The organism is Roseovarius aquimarinus, assembly GCF_043661195.1.
GTDB lineage: Bacteria > Pseudomonadota > Alphaproteobacteria > Rhodobacterales > Rhodobacteraceae > Roseovarius > Roseovarius aquimarinus.
Genome location: NZ_JBIHMM010000001.1, coordinates 1360495 through 1383949, shown reverse-complemented (window position 1 = coordinate 1383949; position 23455 = coordinate 1360495). Strand labels below are relative to the sequence as shown.

Here is a 23455-nt window from a genome sequence, read left to right as displayed (position 1 = left end):
CAAGACCGCCGGCGGCGCAGAGACGGGCGCCGCCGGCCAACGACAGACAAGACCAACAGGAGATCAACGCGCCCATGTCGAAGTTCGAATTCCCTCCATCGATCAAGAGCCGCCCGGTCTGGGGCAGTCTCGAGGCGCGCGCGGGCAAGCATCACCTGATGATCGCCGATGCCGAAGGCGCCGAGGCGATCATCGAGATCGCGACGCCCGAGCTGATGAGCCGCGCGCATGTCATCTTCATCCCGAAGGGCACCGATTACGAGCAGAAGCTGCGCGATCTGAACCCGGCCATCCTGCATGTCGCGCCCAGCTATGCGGCGTCTCTCCAGCGTATCCGGCGCATCCTTCAGGACGCGCATATGGGGCTTCAGATCTATCTTGCGGGCACAGAGGGGCTGATGGGGCAGGCGATGCAGGAGGCCGTGAGCCACGGCATCCCGCACACCGCCATACAGACCGAACATCGCGGATCGCTCGCGCGGCGGATGCAATGCGTGCATTGCAAGGGCATCACCGAGGATGTCGAGGTCGACCCGTTCGTCTGCTCGCATTGCGGGCTGAACCTCTTCGTGCGCGATCACTACTCGCGCCGCCTCGCGGCCTATCAGGGTGTCTGCGTCGATGCCGAGGATCCGGGCAACGTGCCCGAGCAGAAGGGGATCTACGAATGAGCGGCGGAACCAAGATCAAGGTGCGCGTCACCGAAATCGTGCCCCTGAACGAGCTGGTCACGCGCTTCAGGTTCGAGCCGGTGGACGGCGGCGAATTGCCCACCTTCTCCGGGGGCGCGCATACCGTGATCGAGATGAAGGACGGCGATCGCACCCGCCTCAATCCCTATTCGCTGATGTCCGATCCGGCCGACCGCACGGCCTACACGATCTCGGTGCGCCGCGACGATCAGGGCCGGGGCGGATCGCTCTTCCTGCACCGGAAGGTCAAGGTGGGCGACGAGATGGTGCTCTCGCATCCGGTCAACCTCTTCAGCCTCGATCTGCGCGCGAAAAAGCACCTGATGATCGCGGGCGGCATCGGCATCACGCCGTTCCTTGCCCAGATCAAGCAGCTCGACCGTAGTCACGGCAATTGGGAGCTGCATTATTCCGTCCGCAGCGAGAGCCTGGCCAGCTACGCCAAGGAGCTGACCTCCGAGCATCCGAACGACGTGCATATCTATCACGACGATCAGGGCCAGAAGATCGACCTCGAGCATCTGCTGGACGGTCAGCCGCTCGGCACGCATCTTTATGTCTGCGGGCCGAAGGGCATGATTGACTGGGTGCGCGCCACTGCGCGGGATCTGGGCTGGCCGCGCGAGGCGGTCCATTACGAGGAGTTCCTCGCCCCGAAGCCAGGCAAGCCTTTCGAGGTGAAGCTCGCGGTCAGCAACAAGGTGATCCAGGTGGGCGAGCATGAGAGCCTCCTGGAAGCGATCGAGCGCGCCGGGGTGGATGCACCCTATCTCTGCCGGGGCGGCGCCTGCGGGCAATGCGAGACGAACGTGATCGAGAAGGATGGCGAGATCATCCACCGCGACCACTGGCTCGAGCCCGAAGAACAGGCCTCGGGCGAGAAGATCATGCCTTGCGTCAGCCGCTTCGAAGGCAAGACACTGGTGCTGGACCGTTAAGAACAGAGTGGCTTGCGCGTGGCCCGTCCGGGCCGCGCAGCCGGGCCGACAGGGAGAAACGACATGACGATCCAATTCAACGAAGAGACCTTCCGCGACGATTACTCCTTCCGCAACTCGCCCTGGGCGATCAAGCGGTTCCCGTTCCCGTTCGACAAGGACGACTACATGTATTCCGTCAACATGGAGCCGCACGCGGGCGGCCGTGACGGATCGGTCTTTCAGAACCGTTTCGACGTGGACGAGCATTACGTGAGCGAGATGCGCGACCGGGCCATCGTTCTCGATCAGGATCCGCTGCGCTGCCAGTCCCTGCCGCATATGACTCTGGCGGGCTGGGATCTTCTCGAGCTCATCATGGTGGCCAAGTCCGAGGACTATCCCGACCTCTTCGAGCTGCACCGCGACGGCGACAAGTGGCGCTGGATCAACAAGCCGCTCGGCATCGACGACAGCTTCACCTTCCTCGACGAGACGACGCTGCCCTACGGACCGATGGAATACATCACCCGCCAGACGCAGGGCGATTTCGCCGTGCTGGACCAGCGCGACGACAATCTCTGGATGGATGCCGGGATGGTCACGACGCAGGCCGACTGGAGCCTCGATTTCGACATCGGCATGAACTTCTTCGAATGGCACGCGCCCGTGCCGCTGGCGCATGAGAAGGGCATCTTCGTGCGGGCGCTGAAATTCCTGCTGAACGTGCAGCAGGGCAGCCCGGCGCGGCGTCTCAACTGGACGATGACGGTCAACCCGCTTTTGGACACCAGCCCCGAGAATTACCACAAATGGGGCGTGCAGAAGACGACGCTTACCCCCGAGAATATCGGCGCGAAACAGCATCTGCGTGTCGAGCTACAGACCTTCTTCCGCCTGCCGCGCTCGAACGCGCTGGTCTTTCCGATCCGCTGCTATCTCTGCGCGTTCCAGGATCTCATGACCGTGCCGAAATGGGGCCGGCGCCTGCACCGCGTCATTCGCGATCTGCCGCCCGAATTGCTCGATTACAAGGGCTTCAAGGCGAACCACAAGCTGATGCTCGATTACCTGTCGCAATATGATGACGGGCTGCCCACCTCGCCGGGCATCTGGCCGGATCTCGAGACCGAGCCGCCCTTGCAGAAGTGATCCGACCCGGATGCGATCCGCTCGAGGCGCCCTGCGGGGCGCCTCAGGTGTTTTGCGGATAGCTGATGATCGACAGGTATTTGCACGGCAGCGTCACGAGCCGCTCGGGGCCGTGCGGCGCGTCCGCGTCGAAAAAGAGCGTATCGCCCGGCCGCAGCTCCACCACCTCGTTGCCGTGGCGATAATCGACCGCGCCCTCGAGCATGTAGATCGTCTCGATCCCGCCATGCTGGAAGGTGGGAAAGATGTCGGCCTCGGTGCTGAGGGTGATGAGATAGGGCTCCACGATGACGCCCGATCCGTTCGAGCCGATATGGCCCAGAAGGTTGTATTGATGGCCCGCGCGCGTGCCCGCGCGCTCGATCTCGACCCCCTCGCCGGATTTGGTGTGAACGTATTCGCGCGCCTCCTCGAAGCGGCGGAAGAAGCTGGTGATCGGCACGCGCAGCGCGTTGGCGAGCGTCTGAAGCGTCGTCAGCGAGGGCGAGGTGTTGCCGTTCTCGATCTTCGAAAGCATCCCGATGCTGAGACCGGTGCGCGCCGCGAGTTCGGCCACGGTGATTTCCTGCTTGCGACGATGCGCGCGCAGCTCGCGCCCGATGGCGATCTCGAGGACGTTCTCGCGGTCCTCGCGCTGCGGGCGGTGGGGATCCTGGGTCAGGCGCGCGGCTTCGCTGCGCGTCAGTCTCTCAACGGTCATTCATCTTCCTGCATATGGGGCCGGGCATCGGCGCAATGCCCGGAATATGATGAAGTTTCACTCTCAGGACAAGAATTATGACTTGAGGGTGAAATCGTTGGCCGCAAAACATCTTGACGTAAGGTAAGGATTTGCGAGGATCGTCTTCGATCCGGCGCCTTCGAGCGCGGCAGAGACCTTCTCGGACATCAGGACGAGGCAAGTCGGGCCGAACCTCGCGCAGCCCTTCAGGGCGCGCGCCAACCGGGAGACCGACAATGAAACGAACGCATACCGCCCTTCTGGCCGCCTTGAGCGCTCTCGCGCCCACGGCGCTTTTCGCGGCCGACAGCCCCGATCCGATCGTCATCCCGATCAACAACTGGTCGTCGCAGATCGTCATGTCGAACGTGATGGGTCAGATATTCCAGTCGATGGGCAACAGCGTGGAATATGTCACCGTCGATGCGCAGGCGGTCTATGAATCGATCCGCCTCGGCGACGTGACACTTCAGATGGAAGTTTGGGAAGGCACGCACAAACTGTCTCTCGAGGCGGCGCTCGAGAAGGGCGGGATCGTCGATGCGGGCGATCACGAGGCCGTCACGCGGGAGGACTGGTGGTATCCCATGTGGACCAAGGAAGCCTGCCCCGGTCTGCCTGATTGGGAGGCTTTGAACGCCTGCGCCGCCGTTTTCGCAACGCCCGAGACGGGCGAGAAAGGCCGCTATCTCGACGGGCCCGCCGACTGGAACAAGCACGCGAACGAGCGTGTCGAGGCGCTCGGCATGGATTTCGTCGTCATCAATGCCGGCAGCGCCGCGGCGCTCTGGGCCGAAATCGGCGCCGCCGAAGCGGAGAAGCGGCCCATCGTCTTGTTCAATTGGACGCCCAATTTCGCCGAGGCGGTCTGGCCGGGTGAGTTCGTCGCCTTTCCCGAGGCCGAACCGGGCTGCGATACGGACCCTGCGGTCGGGCCGAATCCGGACGCGCTCTACGATTGCGGCAACCCCGCCGACGGGTATCTGAAAAAAGCCGCGTGGGAGGGCATGGAAGAAAAATGGCCCGCCGCCTACGGCGTGCTGACCAAGGCCTCTTTCACCAATGCGCAGATCGCCGAGATGGCCCGGCTCGTCGATGTCGAGGAGCTCGAGCCGGAGGAAGCGGCGACGGAATGGCTCGAATCCAATCGCGATATTTGGGAAGGCTGGGTCGAGTAGGCCGGGTCCGGCAGCCCGAGCCCGAAACGATCCGGGCGCGGGCGTTCCGAAGCAAGGCACATCCGGCGATCATTTCTTGCGCAAGTGAGGCGAAACGGCGCTGCGGCACTCGCGCCATGAAGAATAATTCTTGACCCACAGTGAAGACGTGCAAGAATGGAAACTGAAGGTAACGCAAGCGGGCCACAAGAGTTCCGCAGCACTTCAAAAAAAGCCGGCCTGGCCGGGTACAACAGAATGGCCGGCCGACTGTCGCGCCAACCGGGAGAAAAACATGAACACATCGAAAACGGCCATTCTGGCCGCTCTTGCCGCATTCGCTCCGATGGCCGCTATGGCCGAGGACAGCAGCGACCCGATCGTCATTCCGATCCACAACTGGTCCTCGCAGATCGTGATGTCGAACGTCGTCGGCCAGCTTCTCCAGAAGCAGGGCGCGAATGTCGAATACGTCACCACCGACAGCCAGGCCGTGTACGAGTCGATCCGTCTTGGCGACGTGACGCTCGAGATGGAAGTCTGGGAAGGCGCGTTCGGCGCATCCTTCCGCGCCGCGATGGAAAAGGGCGGCATCGTCGATGTGGGCGACCATGATGCGGTCACGCGCGAGGATTGGTGGTACCCGATGTGGACCAAGGAAGCCTGCCCGGGCCTGCCGAGCTGGGAGGCGCTCAACGATTGCGCCGAGATCTTCGCCACGGCAGAAACCGGCGACAAGGGCCGGTATCTCGACGGCCCGGTCGACTGGCTCAAGCACGGCAAGGAGCGCGTCGAGGCGCTCGGCATGGATTTCGTCGTGATCAACGCGGGCTCCGCCGCGGCCCTTTGGGCCGAGATCGGTGCCGCCGAGGCCGAGAAGAAGCCGATCGTCGTCTTCAACTGGACGCCCAACTTCGCCGAGGCCGTCTGGCCGGGCGAGTTCGTCGAGTTCCCGGAATGGGTGGACGGCTGCGACAAGGATCCGGCGGTCGGCCCCAACCCCGATGCGCTCTATGACTGCGGCAACCCCGCCGACGGCTATCTGAAGAAAGCCGCTTGGGAGGGCATGGAAGAGAAGTGGCCCGCCGCCTACGCTACGCTCGAGAAGATTTCCTTCACCAATCCCCAGATCGCCGAAATGGCCAAGCTGGTGGATGTCGAGGAGCTCGAGCCCGAAGAGGCCGCGGCCGTCTGGCTGGAAGAGAACGAAGACCTGTGGTCCGACTGGATCAACTGATCTCTCACCTCAGCGTTTGACGACCGGCCCCGCCCGCATCCGCCGAGCGGGGCCGCTTTGCCACAACCAGGATGGATCATGGACCAGCAAACACCCGTCATTTCGTGCCAGAACGTCTGGAAGCTTTTCGGCCGAGACCCTGAAACCTATCTCGCCACCATGCCCGCCGGACGCGGCTTCGAGGAAATCCGGGCGGACGGCTATATCGCCGGCGTCAAGGATGTCAGCATCGAAGTGCATCGCGGGGAAATGCTGGTCATCATGGGCTTGTCGGGGTCCGGCAAGTCCACGCTGGTGCGCTGTTTCTCGCGCCTGCACGACATCACCGGCGGCACCATCACCGTCGAGGGACAGGACGTGATGAAGCTGAGCGAGCGCGAGTTGATCGAGCTGCGCCGCTCCAAGATGGGAATGGTGTTCCAGTCCTTCGGCCTTCTGCCGCATCGCACCGTGCTCGAGAATGTGGCCTTTCCGTTGGAAATGCGCGGTCAGGACCGCCACAAGCGACGCGAGCGCGCGCTCGAAGTGGTCAAGCTGGTCGGGCTGGAGGGCCGCGAGGACTACTTCCCGCGCGAGCTCTCGGGCGGGCAGCAACAGCGCGTGGGCATCGCGCGCTCACTCGCCATCGAGCCTGATATCTGGTTTCTGGACGAGCCCTTCTCCGCGCTCGATCCGCTGATCCGCCGCGAGATGCAGGACGAGTTCCTGCGCCTTCAGGCCCTTCTGCACAAGACGATCGTCTTCATCACGCATGATTTCGACGAGGCGCTGCGCCTTGCGGACCGCATCGCCATCATGAAGGACGGCGCGGTCGAGCAATGCGACACGCCCGACCAGATCGTGCTGCATCCGGCCACCGAATATGTGCGCAAGTTCACCGAGGATATCGACAAGTCCCGCGTCGTGCATGCCAGCGTTCTGGCCAAGCCGGACCTCACGGGCACCGGCGCGCCGGTCGATGCGGGCATGACGGTTCACCAGATGGCGCAGATCCTGGTGCAGGACACGCGCGAGGCGATCCCGGTGGTGGAGGGCGGCAGGACGCTGGGCGCGTTCCGGCGGACCGACGCGCTCGAAATCCTCGTGGGATCGAGCTGATGGTCTCGGCCAGCGACACGATCGCCGAGCGGCCCGCCTTCACCCGCCCGCGCACGGCGCTGATCCTCGTCGGTGTCGCGATCCTGCTGACTTTGCTCCAATATTCCGGGCTATTGCCCGCCACGCTGCACCGCCTGCCCGAGGCGTGGATTCCGCCCTTCGCGCTCTGGCTCGATACGGGTTTCAATTTCATAAAGGACGATCTGGGGCTTCTGGCGTTGACGCGGTTCCTGACCGAGGGGCTCGAATGGCTGCTCGACGTCACGGCCAACCTGCTCTTCGGTCAGCGCCGCTGGCCCTATCTCGGGCCGATCCCGTGGACGGCCATCGCGGCGGCAGCCGCCGTGCTGGGCTACTATCTCGGTGGCTGGCGCATGGCGCTCCTGGCGGGGGGCGTCTTCGTCTGGACGGCGCTGATCGGCCAGTGGAAGATCGCGATGCAGACCATGTCGGTTCTCGTCGTCGCGGCGCCGCTCGCCTTCGTCATCGGCCTCTGCCTCGGCATCGCCGCGTGGCGTTATGCGTGGCTCGACCGGGCGATCAAGCCGGTCCTGTCGGTGCTGCAAACGCTGCCCTTCTTCACCTATCTTCTGCCTGCCGTCATCTTCTTCAAGGTCGGCCCGACCGCCGGCGCGGTCGCCACGACGATCTACGCCATTCCGCCCATGATCCTGATGACGACGCTCGGCCTTCAGAAGGTGCCCGCCGAGGTGGTGGAATCGGGCCATATGAGCGGCTGCACCCGCTGGCAGCTTTTGCGCCATGTCTATCTGCCCTCGGCACGGACCGAGATCCTCGTGGGCGTGAACCAGGTCATCATGCTGAGCCTCGCGATGGTCGTTCTGACGGCCTTCATCGGCATGCCGGGCCTCGGCGCCAAGCTTCTGGCGATGATGGGCAGCTTCAAGCTGGGCCGCTCCTTCGAGATCGGCGTGACGATCGTGCTGATCGCCGTGATGCTCGACCGCATGTCGAAGGCATGGGTCGTCAAGCAGCCCGAGCATTTCGAGCGCGGCACGCCCTGGGGGAAGCGCCATATCCTGCTGCTGACCGGCCTCGGCGCCTTCGTGTTCTTCTGCATCCTCGGCCAGTTCGTCGAGGTGGCGACCGATATCGGGCGCACGCAGAATTTCAGCCAGGGCAAGGAAATCGACGATCTGATGAAGAATTTCCTCGCGCTGGGCTGGGTCAACGCGATCACGGACGGCATCCGCGCGTTCCTCAACGTGCAGGTGCTCATCCCCTTCCGAAACTTCCTGCTGAGCATACCGACGCCCGCCTTCATCCTGCTCATCTCGGCCTTCGCGCTCGTGCTGGCCGGGCGCCGCGAGGCGGTGATCGCGGCGCTCTTCTTCGGGCTTGTCGCGTGGTCGGGCTGGTGGGACCGCTCGGTCATCACGCTCTATTCGGTCATCTCGGCGGTGGCGCTCGCAATGCTCTTCGGCCTGCCGCTCGGCATCGCCGCCGCGCGAAGCGAGACATGGTCGCGCCGGGTGCTGCTGGCCTGCGACACGGCGCAGACCTTTCCCAGCTTCGTCTATCTCATTCCGGCGATCATGCTCTTCGGCATCACCGACGTCGCCGTGATCTTCTCGATCCTCATCTTCGCGATGGTGCCGCTCACGCGCTACACGATCGAGGGGCTGCGCACCGTGCCGCCCGAGATGCTCGAGGCCGCCGACATGTCGGGCGCCACGCGCCATCAGAAGCTGTGGAAGGTGCAATTGCCGCTGGCTTTGCCGACGATGGCCGTGGGCTTCAACCAGGCGATCATGTTCGCCTTCTTCATGGTCATCATCGCGGCCTTCATCGGCACGCAGGATCTGGGGCAGGAGCTTCAGCGCACGCTTGCCGGGACGGACATGGGCAAGAATTTCGTGCTCGGGATCTGCGTGTCGCTCATGGCGCTCACCTTCGATCTGACGATCCTGAAATGGGCGACCGAACGGAAGCGCAATCTGGGTCTGGGAAGCTGACGAGGCGGGCCGGGGGGGAGTTTCCTTGGCCCGCTTGTCAGACGGCGACCGAATGGCGCGCCGCGCCACCCGGAAGGTACGCGTCGAAAACCGAGGCGATCACGCGGATCACCGGCGCGCCCTTGGGCGTGACCGAAAGGCGCCCGGCCTGCCGCGCCACGAGGCCGTCCGCCTCCATCTGCGCCAGCGCAGGAAGCTCCCCCGCATACCAGAAGGGCGCGGCGCCATGGCGCGCGCCGGCGGCGTCGAGATCGATCTCCCCCGCGCACATGATCCGCTCGATGACATGGCTGCGCAGGCTGTCATCCGCGCTGAACGCGACGCCCTTGGCGACCGGCAGTGTGCCCGCCTCCACCGCGCGCGCCCAGGCACCCGTCTCGCCGAGATTCTGGACATATCCCGAGGGCGTGCGACCGATGGAGGTGGTGCCGACGCCCAGCATCGTCTCGGCCGGATCGGTCGTGTAGCCTTGGAAATTGCGGCGCAGCGTGCCCTTCGCTGCGGCCACGGCCATGGAATCCTCGGGCAGGGCGAAATGATCGAGGCCGATCGGCACATATCCAGCGGCGACGAGGGCCTTCGACGCCTCTTCGGATTGCTCGAGCCGCGCCGCCGCGCCCGGCAAGGCCGCCTCATCGATCAGGCGCTGCTTCTTGGCCATCCACGGCACATGCGCATAGCCGAATAGCGCGATCCGGCTGGGCCGCATTCCGGCGCATATCTCGACGGTGTTCAGGAGGGTCTCGGTCGTCTGGTGGGGCAGGCCGTAGATCAGATCGAAATTGATGCTGGCCACGCCCGCCGCGCGCAGCCCTTCGACCGAAGCGCGCACCATCTCGGGCGGCTGCACCCGGTTGATGGCCTTCTGCACCGAAGGATCGAACTCCTGCACACCGAAGCTCGCCCGGTTGAAGCCGAGCGCGCCGATGCGCGTGATCATCTCGGGCGTCAGCGTGCGCGGATCGCTCTCGATGGCAAGCTCCGCATCCTCGGTCACGTTGAAACGCGCGCGCACCTTGTCCATCGCGCGCTCCAGATCGTCCGGCACGAGCGCGTTCGGCGTGCCGCCGCCCCAGTGCAGATGCGAGATGTCCATGCGCGCGGGCAGGTGCCGCGCAACGAGGTCGATTTCCCGAAGCAGCGTCTGCGCATAGCGCGCGATGGGCGCGTCCTTGCGCGCCAGCTTCATGTTGCAGCCGCAATACCAGCAAAGCTCGCGGCAGAAAGGCACGTGAAGATAGAGCGAGATCGCCTGCGCCGGATCGAGCGCGGCGAGCCAGGCGGCATAGGTTTCGGCCTCTATGTCGGGCGAGAAATGCGGCGCCGTGGGATAGCTCGTGTAGCGCGGCACGCTGCGGCTGAGATAGGTCTGGATGCTCTGGGTCATGGTGGCGGGCCTTCGGTGGATGCGGACGCGGGGGGGCAGGGCGACGGATCGCAAACCCCCATGCGCCGCCCTTCGCGGATGGCGCTTCGGTTGCCACTCAATAGCGCGCAGGGGCGGCGCCGAAGTTGCGCGAGATCAAACCGGCGTTGAAAACTGCGGAAAAGCTGGCGGCGTTCTATTCCGCCGCCAGCGCCAGGCCCGCGCGTGCGTCCTTGTCGCCCGCGCCCGCCGATGGTTTCTGCCGCCGGGCATAGACCAGCCGGAAGGCGGGCGGCGTGAAGTAGAAGCTGACCACGGTCGAGAGCGCGACACCGCCCGCGATGGCCATCGCGAAGGGCGGCCAGAAGCCACCCCCGGCGAGGATGAGGGGCAAGAAGCCGCCCACCGTGGTGATCGTGGTCGAGACGATATGGCGCGACGAGGCCATGACGACATCGGTCATCGCATCGGGATCGCCCGTCGCCGCGGCCTCGTCCTCTTGCAAGGCCGTCATGATGATGATCGCCGCGTTGATCGACACCCCGATCGAGCCGATGAGGCCGATGATCGCATTGATCCCGAAAGGATAGGCGAAGATCGCGAGCGCCAGCATCGACAGGCCCGCCGACAGCCCCGAGACGACCAGCGCGACGCCCGCGAGGCGGAAGCTACGGAACGTGAGCACGATCACCGCGATCGAGAGCGTCACGATCAGCCCGAGCGAGGCCAACAGGTTGTTGAGCGTCGAGGCGCGCGCATCCGAATCGCCGCCGATCTCGAGCCGCACGCCCTGCGGCAGCTCGAACCCCGCCGCGTCGATGCGCGCGCGGATATCCGTCAGCGCCTCCTCGGGCAGCACGCTACGCTGAAGGAAGGCCTGAACCGTGTTCGCGCGCTCGGCGTTCCGCCGGGTGATCGCGCCTTCGCCCGGGATGAGGCGGACATCGGCCACCGCCGACAGGGGCGTCGCGGGAAAGCCCGTGGCGCCCGGCACGATGAGGGGCATGTCGCGGATCGCGGCGGGGTCGGCGCGCAGATCGTCCCCGAGCCGGATGCGCACGGGCAACTCCTCCGAGCTTTCGATCATGCTACCGCCCGTCGTGCCGACGAGCGCGGTCTCGAGCTGGCGCGCGATATCGCCCGGCGCGAGGCCGACAAGCTGCGCGCGCGCCTCGTCCACCTCGACGCCCAGCTTGGGCGCGCCCGCCGTGATCGTGGCGCGCGCCAGCGTCACCATCGGCGCCGCGTCCATGATGCGGCGAAGCTCTTCGCCCGCCGTGCGCAGCGCGCCCAGATCGTCGCCGACGAGCCGCAGCTCGACCGGCGCGCCCACGGGCGGACCCTGCACGAGGCCGCGCACCAGCACCTGCGCCTCCGGCGCTGTTGCCGGCAGGTCGCGTTGCAGCACGGGCAGGATCGCCTCCGTCGCCTCGGCCGAGGCGGTGCGGATCAGCGCATGCGCATGGCCCGGCGCCGCCTCGCGCCCGCCGATGATATTGTAATAGAAGGCAGGCGCCGAGCGTCCGATGGTCCAGCTCACGCTCTCGATCCCTTCCGTCCCGCGCAAGGCGGCGTCGAGCCGCGCGACCGTCTCGCGCGTGCGCTCGATGCCGGTGCCGTCCGGCAGGTCGATCTCGACGGTGAACTGATCGCGGTCGACACCCGGAAAGAATTGCGCCGTGAGGAGCGGCATCGACAGGAAGCCGAGGACCGGCAGCACGAGGGCGAAGGCGATGGAGCGCAGCGGATTGCGCGCCGAAAGGCGCAGGCTCGCCGCGAAGGCCCGCCCCGCCGCGCCCGAGGGCAGACCGCTCGCCAGCCAGCCCGAGCGGGCGCCGGCGGGCATCACCCAGCCCGCGAGCGCGGGGGTGATTGTGACCGCCACCACGAAGGACCAGCCGAGCATGATGACCACGGCGATGGCGATGGAGCCGACGAAATCGCCCGCCGGGCCGGGCAGCAGGATCATGGGCGTGAAGCCGAGCGCGGTCGTCGCCGTCGAGGCGAAGAGCGGCATGGTGAGGCGCGACACCGAAGCGCCCACGGCGGCGAGCCGCTCCGCGCCCTCGCGTATCCGCCTCCCCACCTCGTCTGTCATGACGATCCCCGCATCGACCAGCAGCCCCAGCGCCACGATGAGGCCGGTCACCGACATCTGGTGGATGGGCAGCCCGATGAGGTTCATGGTGAAGAACGTCGCCAGCGACACGACCGGCAGCACCGTCGCCACGATCAGCGCGGCGCGTAGGCCCAGCGTCAGCAGCAGCACCGCCAGAACCAGCGCGATCCCGATGGCCATGTTGGTGCCGACTTCCGCCAGCCGGTCGGCCGTGTAGGTGGATTGATCGAAGACGAGCTCCATCTCGAGCCCGCCCGGCAGGAGCGGCGCGAAGGCGGCGAGCTCGGCCCGGATGCTCTCGGCCCAGATATCGACCTGAAGGCCGTCCTCGAGCGCGGCGGCGACGAGGATCGCCGGGCGCCCGCCATGCAGCGCGGCCTCGGAGACGGGCGCGCGCGGCCCGCGCGTCACCGTCGCCACATCCGCGAGCCGCAGCGCCGCGCCCTCGGCGCCCTCGCGCAAAAGGATGCCGCGAAGACGGTCCAGCGTTTCGATCTCGCCCGAGACCTCCAGCACCAGATCGTCGCCGCCCCCGGTCACACGGCCCGCGCTCACCTTGGCATCGGCGCCGCGAACCGCCTGCGCCACCTCGTCCGCCGTGAGGCCCAGCCCCGCCGCCCGCGCGCGGTCCAGCGTCACGGTGATCTCTTCCTCGGGCTGGCCGAAACGCTCGGCCACCTTGGTGCCGGGCACGCTGCGCAGCCGGTCCGCAAGGGCCGAGCCGTAGCGCGCGGCCAGCGTCATGGGCACGCCGTCATGGCGCGCGGTCAGCGCGACGATGGCGCCATAGGTATTGACCCCGTCCGCATCGAGCGCCGGCGCGCCCACGCCGGGCGGAAAACCCGCCTCCACATCGCCCAGCTTGTCGCGCAGCTCGGACCAGACCTGCTCGATCGCGTCATCCGGCAAGGTCTCCTGCAATTCGATCTGCACGATCGAGATGCCTGTCGCGCTCGTGGATTGCAGCACGTCGACCTCGGCCACCTCGCGCAGCGCCTCTTCGATCTCGGCGGTGACGAGGCTTTCGACGCGGGCAGGATCCGCGCCGGGATAGGCGGTGGTGACGGTGGCGAACGTGTTGGTGATGGTCGGATCTTCCTGCCGCCCGATGGCCAGGAGCGCCGAGGCCCCTGCCGACAGCACCACCAGGAGGAAGAGCGCGACGAGCCGGGGGCGGCGGAAGGTCAGCGTGCCCATGCGGTGCTCTCTTCCGCCGTGACCGCCTGGCCGGGCACGACGCGGTGCGTGCCGGTCGGCAGATACACGGCGCCATCCTCGAACGTGCCCTGAACATAGGCGCGATCCGCGTCGAGATGGAGGATCTCGGCGGCCTCGATGCCGACCGTCCCGTCGCGGACGGTCAGGAGCGACCAGGTGCCCTTCGGCCCCTGCCGCAGCGCCGAGAGCGGAACCCATGCTCCGGCGTCGGCCACGCGCTCGGCGATGAGAAGCTCGCCTGTGCTGCCATCGGGCGGCATGTCGCCCGCTTCGATCTCGAAAAAGGCCATGCGGCTGCGTGTCACCGGATCGAGCGAGGGGGCAAGCCCCGCGAGCACGCCGCCGAGGCGTGACCCCGAGACATCGATGACGGCCTTCTGCCCCGGCGCGAGCCGCGCCGCGAGCGCGGGATCGAGCCCGACATGAAAGCGCGGCGGCGCCGCCTCGGTCAGGGTGACCACGGGCGCGCCGGGCGCCGCGATGGCGCCCGCGTCGAGCGTGCGGGTCAGGATCGTGCCGGCGAAAGGCGCGCGCAGTTCGGCCTTCGCCAGCACGATCTCGTTCGCGGCGAGCGCCGCGTCGATGCTTGTGCGCTCGGCCTCGAGCCGCGCCAGCGTAAGCCCGGTATCGTCCACCCGCTGATCGCTGGCGAAGCCGCGCGTGCGCAGTTCGGCCTGACGCTCGTTCGTGCGGCGCGCCAGTTCGACCTGCGCGGCCATGCTCTCGCGCATCGCGAGCAGCCGGTCGCGCTCGGCCTCGGGCAGCCTCGTGTCGAGCCGCGCGACCACCTGACCTGCCGTCACGGCCTCGCCCTCGCGCACCAGAACCTCCGCGATCGTGCCCGCCTGCTCGAAGGAGAGTCCCGTGCGCTGCCGTGCTTCGATTTGCCCCGAAAAGCGCCGCATGATCTCGTGGCCGTCCTCCATCACGATCCGTGCCACCGCGACGGGGCTCGCCGGAGCGGCGTCGGGCGTCTCCACCGCTTCGGCCCGCGCTGCCAGCAGGCCGCGCCCGCCGATGAGCAAGGCGGCGGCCACGCAGAGCACGATGCCGGTCAGGAGGACCCGGCCCGACACTTTGGCGACGGGGCGCAGCGTTTTGGAAAATGATGACGGCATCGGAACGACGGCCCTTTCAAAGTTAGCATTGCTTACATATGTAAGCGACGCTAACTTTGGCAAGGAAAATCTGCGAGGCGCGAAAATGTCCGAGGCGAGACCGGCGATGCAGGGCAAGAAGAAATATCATCACGGCGATCTGCGCGAGCAGCTTCTCGAGGCCGTGCGCGTGCTGATCGAGCGGCATGGTGCCGACGCCTTTTCCGTCGCCGAGGCCTGCCGCCTTGCCGGGGTCAGCAGCGCCGCGCCCTACAAGCATTTCGCGGACCGGAGCGACATCCTGCGCGGGGTCGTGCTTCTGGCGATGGACCGCATGCGCCGCGCCATGCAGGCCACCGCCGAAGCCTATCCGGCCCGCGATCCGCGCCGGATCGCCGCGCTCGGGCAGTCCTATGTCGATTTCGCCCGCACCGAGCCGGGAATTTTCCGCACCATGTTCGGCCTCACCGAAGGCCACGAGGACGATGCCGAGCTGACCCGCGCGGGCGACGAGACCTGCGCCATCGTCGAGCAAGTCGTCGCAGACCATCTCGGCCTCGCGCCGAGCGATCCCGAGGCCAAGCTGCGGGCCTATGCGCTTTGGTGCTTCGTGCACGGGCACAGTTTCCTCTGCCTCGACTCCAAGCTGCCGCGCGATATGTCCAGCATCGACGAGGCGGCGCTCCTGCGCACCGTCGGCGACGCGATGCTGCCGCCCGACCCGCGCTAGAGGCGGCGCGGGGTAGGGCTGGTTTAGTGACGCTGGAGGCAAGAATTTCAATAGGGCCACTGGCTGAAAAAGCGCTTCCGAAGGCAAGCCGCGAAGTCGGCGAAAATGGCGGCGCGTGGCATCTCAGCTCGATCCCCGCCCGTTTCGTGATTTCAGACCAGCGTCGACCGGATCGGCCTCACCGAGATCAGTTCAGGCGTATCAATCCGGATTCGATCGAACACGGGACTCATCGTCAAGAACAATTTCAATGGGGTGGGATGGTGCTGTGAGAGAGGATTGAACTCTCGACCTCACCCTTACCAAGGGTGTGCTCTGCCACTGAGCTACCACAGCAATCGGGCGCTGATTAGACGCTTCTTGCGGGCCTTGCAACCCTAATCTGGACCCGCCCGGACAGCTCATGTAAAGACGATGCATGAGCGGCAAGGATACCTCCGAAAAGCAGCAGAGCGCGGCCCGCATCCGTGAGGAGCGGCTCAAGCAGGCGCTCAAGGCGAACCTCGCGCGGCGCAAGGCTCAGGCGCGGGTGCGCGGCGGAGGCAAGGCAGGCAAGGACAGCGCGCCCGGCAAGGGCGGCGAGCAGGAAGGCTAGGGGCAGATGGACAGCATTATCGTCACGGGGAACGGCCCGCTCAAGGGAGAGATTCCCATCGCGGGGGCCAAGAACGCGTGCCTGACGCTGATGCCGGCGACGCTTCTGAGCGATGAGCCGCTGACGCTGACCAACGCGCCGCGCCTCAGCGACATCCGCACCATGTCGCAGCTTCTGGGCTCGCTCGGGGCCGAGGTCTCGACGCTTCAGGGCGGGCAGGTGATCGCCATGTCGTCCCACGCGCTCACGAGCCAGCGCGCCGAATACGACATCGTGCGCAAGATGCGCGCGTCCATCCTCGTTCTGGGGCCGCTTCTGGCGCGGTTCGGGCGCGCCGAGGTGTCGCTGCCGGGCGGCTGTGCGATCGGGGCGCGGCCAGTGGATCTGCACCTGCGCGCGCTCGAGGCGATGGGCGCCGAGCTCGACCTGCGCGAGGGCTATGTGCACGCGACCGCGCCGGGCGGTCTGAAGGGCGGCACTTACGAATTCCCGCTCGTCTCTGTCGGCGCGACGGAGAACGCGCTGATGGCGGCGACGCTGGCCAAGGGCACGACCGTGCTGAAGAACGCGGCGCGCGAGCCGGAGATCGTGGACCTCGCCACCTGCCTGCGCCGCATGGGCGCGCAGATCGAAGGGGACGGCACAAGCACGATCACCATCGAGGGCGTCGAGCGTCTGCACGGCGCGACCCATCCCGTCGTCACCGACCGGATCGAGTTGGGGACCTACATGCTCGCCCCCGCGATCTGCGGTGGCGAGGTGACCTGTCTCGGCGGGCGGCGCGACCTTCTGGCCGCCTTCTGCGACAAGCTCGAGGCCGCGGGCATGACCGTGACCGAGACCGACAAGGGCCTGAGCGTGGCGCGCGGTGAGGGCGACATCCGCGCCGTCGACGTCGCGACCGAGCCTTTCCCCGGCTTTCCCACCGATCTTCAGGCGCAGTTCATGGCGCTCATGTGCATCGCCAAGGGCAAATCGGTGTTGGAAGAGAACATCTTCGAGAACCGCTTCATGCATGCGCCCGAGCTCGTCCGCATGGGCGCCCGGATCGACGTGCATGGCGGCACCGCGACCGTCGAGGGCGTGAGCCGCCTCAAGGGCGCGCCCGTGATGGCGACCGATCTGCGCGCGTCGGTGTCGCTGATCCTCGCCGGGCTGGCCGCCGAGGGCGAGACGATCGTGAACCGGGTCTATCATCTCGATCGCGGCTATGAGCATGTCGAGGACAAGCTGAGCGCCGTGGGCGCCAGGATCGAGCGGGTGACGGGCCGATGACCGAAGATGCACGGTTCGAGGACGCGGCGGAGGCGGCGCTCAACTTGGGGGCCTTCGATCTCGATGATCTGACGGTCATCTCCGGGCTGGCGCAGGATGCGATCTTTCCCATCACCGAAATGAAGTGGCAAAAGGGCGCGCGCCGCTTCGCGCTGCTGCTCAACCGCTTCCGCTGGGAAGATACCGGCGCCGGCCGTCATGCGCCCGAGCGGGTGCAATCTCTGCTCGTGGTGGACAACGTGATGGGCGTGGCCAGCCAGGGCATCGACCGAAGCGATCCGGACGTCATCCTGTCGCTGCTGACGATCACCTTCGAGCCGGGCGAGGACGCGGCGGGCAATGTGCTGCTGACCCTTGCGGGCGACGGCGCGATCCGGCTCGAGGTCGAGGCGCTGGACGTGACCTTGAAGGATGTGACGCGGCCCTATGTGGCCCCTTCGGGCAAGGCGCCGCATCATCCCGACTGAGGCCCGGCCCCGCTCCTCCTCTTCGCCGCACAGGACCATTTCATGCCCCGTTTCATCGACCATGCCAGCCCCGATTTCGAGGCCGAGTTCGACGCCCTTCTGAACGCCAAGCGCGAGGACAGCCCGGATGTGGACGACGCCGTCGCGGGCATCATCGCGGATGTGCGCCGCCGGGGCGATGCGGCGGTGATCGAACTGACCGAGCGGTTCGACCGGATCACGCTCACGCCCGCCACGATGCGCCTCGGCGCCGAGGAGGTGGAGGCGGCCGCGGCGCAGGTCTCGCCCGAGGTGCGCCGCGCGCTCGAGCTGGCGGCGGACCGCATCCGCGCCTATCACGAGCGCCAGATGCCCGAGGATGCAAGCTGGACCGACGCGGCGGGCGCGACGCTCGGCTGGCGCTGGACGCCGGTGGACGCGGCGGGACTCTACGTGCCGGGCGGCATCGCGACCTATCCCAGCTCGGTGCTGATGAACGCGATCCCGGCCAAGGTGGCGGGCGTGGGGCGCCTTGCGATGGTCGTGCCGACGCCGGGCGGCGCGCTAAACCCCGCCGTTCTGGCCGCCGCGCGGATCGCGGGCGTCGACGAGATCTACCGCATCGGCGGCGCGCAGGCGGTGGCCGCGCTCGCCTACGGAACCGAGACCGTCGCCCCCGTGGACAAGATCACCGGACCCGGCAATGCCTATGTCGCCGCCGCCAAGCGGCGCGTCTTCGGCAAGGTCGGCATCGACATGATCGCGGGCCCGTCGGAAATCCTCGTGATCGCGGATGGCGACAACGATCCCGACTGGATCGCGCTCGACATGCTGAGCCAGGCCGAACATGACGAGAGTGCGCAGTCCATTCTCATCACCACGGACGCGGATTTCGGTCGCCGCGTGGCCGACGCCATCGACGCGCGCCTTCAGACGCTCGAGCGGCGCGCGGTCGCGGGTGCGAGCTGGCGGGATTTCGGGGCCATCGTCACGGTGCCCGATCTCGACGTCGCGGCGAAGCTGTCGAACCGTATCGCGCCCGAGCATCTCGAGCTTTGCGTGGCCGATGTGGACGCGCTCAGCGCGCAGATCACCCATGCGGGCGCTATCTTCCTCGGCCAATGGACGCCCGAGGCGATCGGCGACTATGTGGGCGGGCCGAACCACGTCCTGCCCACCGCGCGCTCGGCGCGGTTCTCGTCGGGGTTGGGAGTGCTCGACTTCCTCAAGCGCACCACGCTGGCGCGCATGACGCCCGGCGCATTGCGCGCCGTCGGCCCCGCCGCCGAGACGCTGGCGCAGTCCGAGAGCCTCGAGGCGCATGGCCTGTCGGTGCGCGCCCGCCTCGACAAGCTGAACGGCTAGCCCATTGCCCCCTTCGCCCCCGCGCGCTACTGCTGGGGCCACGAAAATCCGTGCGAAAGACCGCCCATGAGCCGCATCAGCCATATCGAACTCGATGACGCGAACCTGCCTGCGCCCACGCCCGAGATCGAGCAGGAGCGCAAGGTCGCCATGTTCGATCTGATGGAGGACAACACCTTCCGGCTGCCCAGCCGCGAGGGGCGCGAGGTTCCCGAAGGCCCCTATCGCGTGGGCCTTTCGATCCGCGACAAGCGTCTGGTGTTCACAGTGCGCGCCGAAGACGAGGCCCCGGCGGCGGAATTTCACCTGTCGCTCAGCCCGTTCCGGCAGGTGGTCAAGGATTACTACGCGATCTGCGAGAGCTATTTCGACGCGGTCAAGAACATGCCGCCCAGCCAGATCGAGACGATCGACATGGCCCGGCGCGGCATCCACAACGAGGGTGCGCGAATCCTCGAGGAGCGGCTCGACGGCAAGGCCGATATCGACAGCGACACCGCGCGGCGCCTCTTCACGCTGATCTGCGTGCTCCATTTCGGCGGATAACGCATGGTGGAAGAGCTCCCCCAATCGGTGCTGTTCTGCTGCGACTACAACGCGGTGCGCTCGCCGATGGCGGAAGCCATCATGAAAAAGCTCTACGGCACCGGCACCTATGTGCAATCCGCCGGGGTCAAGTCCGATCAGGATATCGACGGCTTCTCCATCGCCGTCTGCGAGGAAATCGGGGCCGAGCTGTCGCGCCACCGCGTGCGCAGCTTCGACGAGATGGAGCAATGGGGGGATGATCTGGGATCGTTCGATCTGGTGATCGCGCTCAGCCCGGCCAGCCAGCGCCGCGCGCTGGACCTCACGCGCATCTATCATCTCGACGTGCTCTATTGGCCGATCATGGACCCCACGGGCCTCGGCGAGACGCGCGAGGCCAAGATGGCCGCATACCGCCAATCGCGCGACCAGATACTGGCGCATATGATCGATCGCTGGGGCGATCCCCGCACCGGCGCAGCTTCGGGAGACGAGACATGATCGAGACCATCAGGCACTATTTCGACTCGTTCAACATCGGCGATATCGAAGGCATGCTCTCGTGCCTGTCGCCGGATATCGCCCATCACGTCAACGAGGGCGGTGTGCGTCACGGCAAGGACATGTTCCGCGACTTCTGCGAACATATGGAGGAATGCTACCGCGAGGAGCTGACCGACATGACCCTCTTCATCACCGAGGATCGCAAGCGCGCGGCGGCGGAATACGTGGTGAACGGCACCTATCTCAAGACCGATGACGGCCTGCCCGAGGCGGACGGCCAGACCTACCGGCTGCCCGCCGGCTCGTTCTTCACGCTCGAGGACGGGCTGATCACGCGCATCACGACCTATTACAACCTCGCCGATTGGCGCAATCAGGTCTCGTGAACGGGCAGGGCGGGACCGGCGCGCCGCTCGCGCTGCGCCGCCTCACCGGCGCGGCGCTCGACGCGGCCCTGGATGACGTGGCGCGTCTGCGTATCGAGATCTTTCGCGCCTTCCCCTATCTCTACGAGGGCGATGCCGCCTACGAGCGCGATTATCTGCAAACCTACCGCGACAGTCCCGGCGCGATCCTCGTCGGGGCCTATGACGGCACGCACCTCGTAGGTGCGGCGACCGGCACGCCGATGCGCGAGCAGGAGGCGGGCTTCGGCGCGGCGCTCGAAGAAATGGGCTTCGATTTGGGCCGCATCTTCTATTGCGCCGAGTCCGTCCTCTTGCCCGCCTATCGCGGGCGCGGCGTCGGGCATCGCTTTTTCGATGCGCGCGAGGCCCATGCCCGCGCGCTCGGCCACGATGTCTGCGTCTTTTGCAGCGTCATCCGTCCCGAGGATCACCCCCGCCGGCCCGAGGCCTACCGCCCGCTCGACAAGTTCTGGCGCGGTCGCGGCTATGCGCCGGTGCCGGGCGCCACGGCGCGGATCGCGTGGAAGGATATCGGCGCCGAGGCCGAAACGGATCACGACCTGCAATTCTGGATGCGCCGTTTCTGAATGGGCTCGCGGCGGGGCGATGCGGTGCTGAAAAGCCCCTATCGGCGCTAAAATCCGGTCATGTCACCGAAATTGCCCCTCCCGGACTGGCCTTGGCCACAATTGGCACGTTAGGTGCATTGGCCGGGGGGTAAACAGAGCCAGGATTTCGTCATGCGTTCACTCGCCGCCGCCAGCCTTTCCCTTGCCCTTCTGCTCGGCCTTGCCGGGCCGGCCTCGCCCGAGGGGCGCATCAAGCTCGGGTATGGGCGACTGATCACGAACGATTACATCGGCGACGGCCATGACCGCTGGCGCACCGGCTCGGTCGCGTCGAGCCGGGTCTGGGGCCCTGAATGGGACGGCGCGCTGCCCGGCGAGCCGGGCCGCCTTCTCGAGCTGCGGCTGAACGCGCAGATCATCGCGCCACAGGATTTGAACGCGCCCGCGCCCGGGGACCGGCCCTATGCCGGGTCGATCGCGCTGGGCCTGCACACGCATTACGAAACGCGCGGGACCGAGATTTCGGTGGGCGGCGATCTCGTCTTCGTCGGCCCGCAAACGGGCCTCGACGGGTTTCAGGACTTCTTTCATGACAATATCGGCGGGCAGGGGCTCGGCTCGCAGGTGCGCCGCACGCAGATCGGCGACGATATCAAGCCGACCGCCGTCCTCGAGATGGGCCGCCCCACGGGCATCGGCCCGCTCAACCTGCGCCCCTTCATGGAAGCGCGCGCCGGTGCCGAGACGCTGGTGCGGGTCGGCGCGGACCTCACCATCGGCGGCGTGCTCGATGGCGGCCTCGCCCTGCGCGAGCCGGTCTCGGGCCAGCGCTATCGCACCGTGGACAACGGGCTGGCCGGCTATGCTTTTGTTCTGGGTGCCGATACCGCCTATGTGGACGACAGCGTCTATCTGCCCGAAAATCGCGGCCTGCGCCTCAGCGACGCGCGCAATCGCGTGCGGGCGGGCATGCATTACGCCGCCCCCTCGGGAACCCAGGCATTCTATGGCCTGACCTGGCTCGACCGCGAGTTCAAGGGGCAGGAAAATGGCCAGATTGTGGGATCTGTGCGACTCCGCCTGGAATTCTGAGCAGGTTTCCCTTGACGGGCCTTCCCAACATTAACGTCCGCCGCTAACCTCGTATTAATAAAAAAAGATCGAGGCAGGAAATACAGGTATGGGAACGGGCTTTCGAGGCACGTTCGTCATTTCCTGGTCGCAGACGGAAGTGGACGGCTTCACGCCGGACGCGGTCGAGCAGATTGCAGTTGGCGCGACATGGCGTTGGCACGGGACTCCCGTGCGCGTCGATGGCCCGCCCGAGCTGTTGCGACTGGAAAATACGGACGGACATGGGGTGAATCGCAAGAGCGCGGCGCGGATGGTGCGCCGCCTCGTCGGCGCGGCGCTGGTCGGCACGCGCGATCTCGATGCGGTCGAGGTGGACGACACGCTGCCGGACAGCAGTTTCGTCGTCACCAACGGCGCGCAAAGCTACACCGTCAGCGTGATCGAGCTGGGCGGCGGGGCGCCGCCGCTTTTGATGTTCATCGACACGCTGCCGCCGCAGGACACCGACATGTGGGTCGTGCATCACACGCTCGAGGGTGCGCAGACGGCCTCGACCGGGCCCGCGACGGGCGGCGTCATCTGCTTCACGCCCGGCACCCGCATCGAGACGCCCGACGGGCCGCGCCTTGTCGAGGAGCTGCGCGAGGGCGACCGGGTTCAGACCAAGGATAACGGCGCGCAGGCGATCGAATGGATCGGCAGCCGTCACATGACCGGCGCGCGCCTTTTCGCGATGCCGCGCCTGCGCCCCATCCGCATCCGCGCGGGCGCGCTGGGCGTCACGCGCGATCACACCCGCCCCGACGAGGATCTTCTTGTCTCGCCCGAGCACCGGATGCTGATCGAGGGCGACACGGCCCGCGCGCTCTTCAACACGCCCGAGGTGCTGGTCGCGGCCAAGGATCTGCTCAACTCCGGCTCGGTCAGCGTCGACATGGCGCTGCGGGAGGTGACGTATATTCACCTGCTTTTGCCGAGCCATCAGATCCTCTGGGCGAACGGCGTCGAGACCGAGAGCTTTCATCCGGCGAGCACCGCGCTCTCGACGCTCGGGCAGGCGGACCGGCTGCGCCTTCTGGCGCGCTACCCGGCGCTCGAATTCGAGCCGCATACCTATGGCGGTTTCGCGCGCCGCAGCCTCAGCACACCCGAGGCGGCCATCCTCGCGCACGAGACGGCGTGATCGGAAAATTCCGGTGAATTTTCCGGCCT

The 23455-nt window shown here is 66.7% G+C and carries 23 protein-coding genes and 1 tRNA gene; 19 read left to right on the top strand and 5 right to left on the bottom strand.

The window, feature by feature from the left end; all coding sequences use genetic code 11:
- The first annotated feature begins 74 nt into the window (after nt 1-74).
- From ACGRVM_RS06625 to ACGRVM_RS06615, 3 genes are all read left to right on the top strand, one after another.
- Nucleotides 75-671 (top strand): dimethylamine monooxygenase subunit DmmA family protein, encoded by a 597-nt coding sequence (locus ACGRVM_RS06625; protein WP_377172816.1) that lies wholly within the window; start codon nt 75-77, stop codon nt 669-671.
- Nucleotides 668-1630: a PDR/VanB family oxidoreductase gene (locus ACGRVM_RS06620; RefSeq protein ID WP_377172817.1), complete on the top strand. Its 963-nt coding sequence runs from the start codon at nt 668-670 to the stop codon at nt 1628-1630. Before ACGRVM_RS06625 ends, ACGRVM_RS06620 begins: the two co-directional genes overlap by 4 nt.
- Before the next feature lie 63 nt (nt 1631-1693).
- Nucleotides 1694-2761, top strand: coding sequence for a heme-dependent oxidative N-demethylase family protein (locus ACGRVM_RS06615; protein ID WP_377172819.1), 1068 nt, complete (start codon nt 1694-1696; stop codon nt 2759-2761).
- A gap of 43 nt (nt 2762-2804) precedes the next feature.
- Here ACGRVM_RS06615 and ACGRVM_RS06610 read toward each other — a convergent pair whose 3' ends face one another.
- On the bottom strand, nt 2805-3461 hold the full coding sequence (locus tag ACGRVM_RS06610) for a helix-turn-helix domain-containing protein (protein WP_377172820.1): 657 nt from the start codon (nt 3459-3461) through the stop codon (nt 2805-2807).
- Between the two features lie 257 nt (nt 3462-3718).
- On the opposite strand from ACGRVM_RS06610, the gene ACGRVM_RS06605 reads away from it, so the two are divergent.
- From ACGRVM_RS06605 to ACGRVM_RS06590, 4 genes are all read left to right on the top strand, one after another.
- Nucleotides 3719-4660 carry an ABC transporter substrate-binding protein gene (locus ACGRVM_RS06605; RefSeq protein ID WP_377172821.1) on the top strand — a complete coding sequence of 314 codons (942 nt, stop codon included), beginning with the start codon at nt 3719-3721 and terminating at the stop codon, nt 4658-4660.
- Nucleotides 4661-4934: 274 nt separating this feature from the next.
- Nucleotides 4935-5876 carry an ABC transporter substrate-binding protein gene (locus tag ACGRVM_RS06600; RefSeq protein WP_377172822.1) on the top strand — a complete coding sequence of 314 codons (942 nt, stop codon included), beginning with the start codon at nt 4935-4937 and terminating at the stop codon, nt 5874-5876.
- A 78-nt stretch (nt 5877-5954) separates the two neighbouring features.
- On the top strand, nt 5955-6974 hold the full coding sequence (locus ACGRVM_RS06595; protein ID WP_377172823.1) for a quaternary amine ABC transporter ATP-binding protein: 1020 nt from the start codon (nt 5955-5957) through the stop codon (nt 6972-6974).
- Nucleotides 6974-8950 carry an ABC transporter permease gene (locus tag ACGRVM_RS06590; protein WP_377172824.1) on the top strand — a complete coding sequence of 659 codons (1977 nt, stop codon included), beginning with the start codon at nt 6974-6976 and terminating at the stop codon, nt 8948-8950. Before ACGRVM_RS06595 ends, ACGRVM_RS06590 begins: the two co-directional genes overlap by 1 nt.
- Nucleotides 8951-8987: 37 nt before the next feature.
- Here the strand turns inward: ACGRVM_RS06590 and hemN are convergent, their stop codons facing one another.
- From hemN to ACGRVM_RS06575, 3 genes are all read right to left on the bottom strand, one after another.
- Entirely contained in the window at nt 8988-10337 is a 1350-nt protein-coding gene (gene hemN / locus ACGRVM_RS06585; RefSeq protein WP_377172825.1) for an oxygen-independent coproporphyrinogen III oxidase, read from the bottom strand.
- 175 nt (nt 10338-10512) lie between these two features.
- The gene (locus ACGRVM_RS06580; RefSeq protein ID WP_377172826.1) at nt 10513-13632 is read right to left on the bottom strand and encodes an efflux RND transporter permease subunit; all 3120 of its coding nucleotides are present in this window, start codon (nt 13630-13632) and stop codon (nt 10513-10515) included.
- The gene (locus tag ACGRVM_RS06575; RefSeq protein WP_377172827.1) at nt 13620-14771 is read right to left on the bottom strand and encodes an efflux RND transporter periplasmic adaptor subunit; all 1152 of its coding nucleotides are present in this window, start codon (nt 14769-14771) and stop codon (nt 13620-13622) included. The genes ACGRVM_RS06580 and ACGRVM_RS06575 overlap by 13 nt, the downstream gene beginning before the upstream one ends.
- Before the next feature lie 85 nt (nt 14772-14856).
- Here ACGRVM_RS06575 and ACGRVM_RS06570 point away from each other — a divergent pair, with 85 nt between their 5' ends.
- Both ACGRVM_RS06570 and ACGRVM_RS06565 read left to right on the top strand, forming a co-directional pair.
- Complete coding sequence (locus tag ACGRVM_RS06570) at nt 14857-15480, top strand: TetR/AcrR family transcriptional regulator (protein ID WP_377172828.1); 624 nt, start codon at nt 14857-14859, stop codon at nt 15478-15480.
- A 26-nt stretch (nt 15481-15506) separates the two neighbouring features.
- Nucleotides 15507-15752, top strand: a complete 246-nt coding sequence (locus ACGRVM_RS06565; protein ID WP_377172829.1) for a hypothetical protein — start codon at nt 15507-15509, stop codon at nt 15750-15752.
- Here ACGRVM_RS06565 and ACGRVM_RS06560 read toward each other — a convergent pair.
- Nucleotides 15742-15816, bottom strand: a tRNA-Thr gene (locus ACGRVM_RS06560). The two genes, ACGRVM_RS06565 and ACGRVM_RS06560, sit on opposite strands and share 11 nt — an antisense overlap.
- Before the next feature lie 82 nt (nt 15817-15898).
- Between ACGRVM_RS06560 and ACGRVM_RS06555 the strand changes: the two genes are divergently transcribed.
- The 10 genes from ACGRVM_RS06555 (at nt 15899) to ACGRVM_RS06510 (ending at nt 23426) form a co-directional block, all read left to right on the top strand.
- A complete protein-coding gene (locus tag ACGRVM_RS06555) occupies nt 15899-16075 on the top strand; it encodes a hypothetical protein (RefSeq protein WP_377172830.1) in 177 nt (58 codons plus the stop codon).
- A gap of 6 nt (nt 16076-16081) precedes the next feature.
- Nucleotides 16082-17350 (top strand): UDP-N-acetylglucosamine 1-carboxyvinyltransferase, encoded by a 1269-nt coding sequence (murA, locus tag ACGRVM_RS06550; RefSeq protein ID WP_377172831.1) that lies wholly within the window; start codon nt 16082-16084, stop codon nt 17348-17350.
- On the top strand, nt 17347-17817 hold the full coding sequence (locus ACGRVM_RS06545) for a DUF2948 family protein (RefSeq protein WP_377172832.1): 471 nt from the start codon (nt 17347-17349) through the stop codon (nt 17815-17817). Before murA ends, ACGRVM_RS06545 begins: the two co-directional genes overlap by 4 nt.
- Nucleotides 17818-17859: 42 nt before the next feature.
- Nucleotides 17860-19161, top strand: coding sequence for a histidinol dehydrogenase (gene hisD / locus ACGRVM_RS06540; protein WP_377172833.1), 1302 nt, complete (start codon nt 17860-17862; stop codon nt 19159-19161).
- Nucleotides 19162-19227: 66 nt separating this feature from the next.
- The gene (locus ACGRVM_RS06535; RefSeq protein ID WP_377172834.1) at nt 19228-19707 is read left to right on the top strand and encodes a UPF0262 family protein; all 480 of its coding nucleotides are present in this window, start codon (nt 19228-19230) and stop codon (nt 19705-19707) included.
- A gap of 3 nt (nt 19708-19710) precedes the next feature.
- On the top strand, nt 19711-20190 hold the full coding sequence (locus tag ACGRVM_RS06530) for an arsenate-mycothiol transferase ArsC (protein ID WP_377172835.1): 480 nt from the start codon (nt 19711-19713) through the stop codon (nt 20188-20190).
- Nucleotides 20187-20579 carry a ketosteroid isomerase-related protein gene (locus ACGRVM_RS06525; protein WP_377172836.1) on the top strand — a complete coding sequence of 131 codons (393 nt, stop codon included), beginning with the start codon at nt 20187-20189 and terminating at the stop codon, nt 20577-20579. The genes ACGRVM_RS06530 and ACGRVM_RS06525 overlap by 4 nt, the downstream gene beginning before the upstream one ends.
- A complete protein-coding gene (locus tag ACGRVM_RS06520; protein WP_377172837.1) occupies nt 20558-21187 on the top strand; it encodes a GNAT family N-acetyltransferase in 630 nt (209 codons plus the stop codon). Before ACGRVM_RS06525 ends, ACGRVM_RS06520 begins: the two co-directional genes overlap by 22 nt.
- Before the next feature lie 153 nt (nt 21188-21340).
- The gene (locus tag ACGRVM_RS06515) at nt 21341-22261 is read left to right on the top strand and encodes a lipid A-modifier LpxR family protein (protein WP_377172838.1); all 921 of its coding nucleotides are present in this window, start codon (nt 21341-21343) and stop codon (nt 22259-22261) included.
- 88 nt (nt 22262-22349) lie between these two features.
- The gene (locus ACGRVM_RS06510) at nt 22350-23426 is read left to right on the top strand and encodes a Hint domain-containing protein (RefSeq protein ID WP_377172839.1); all 1077 of its coding nucleotides are present in this window, start codon (nt 22350-22352) and stop codon (nt 23424-23426) included.
- Nucleotides 23427-23455: the final 29 nt, after the last annotated feature.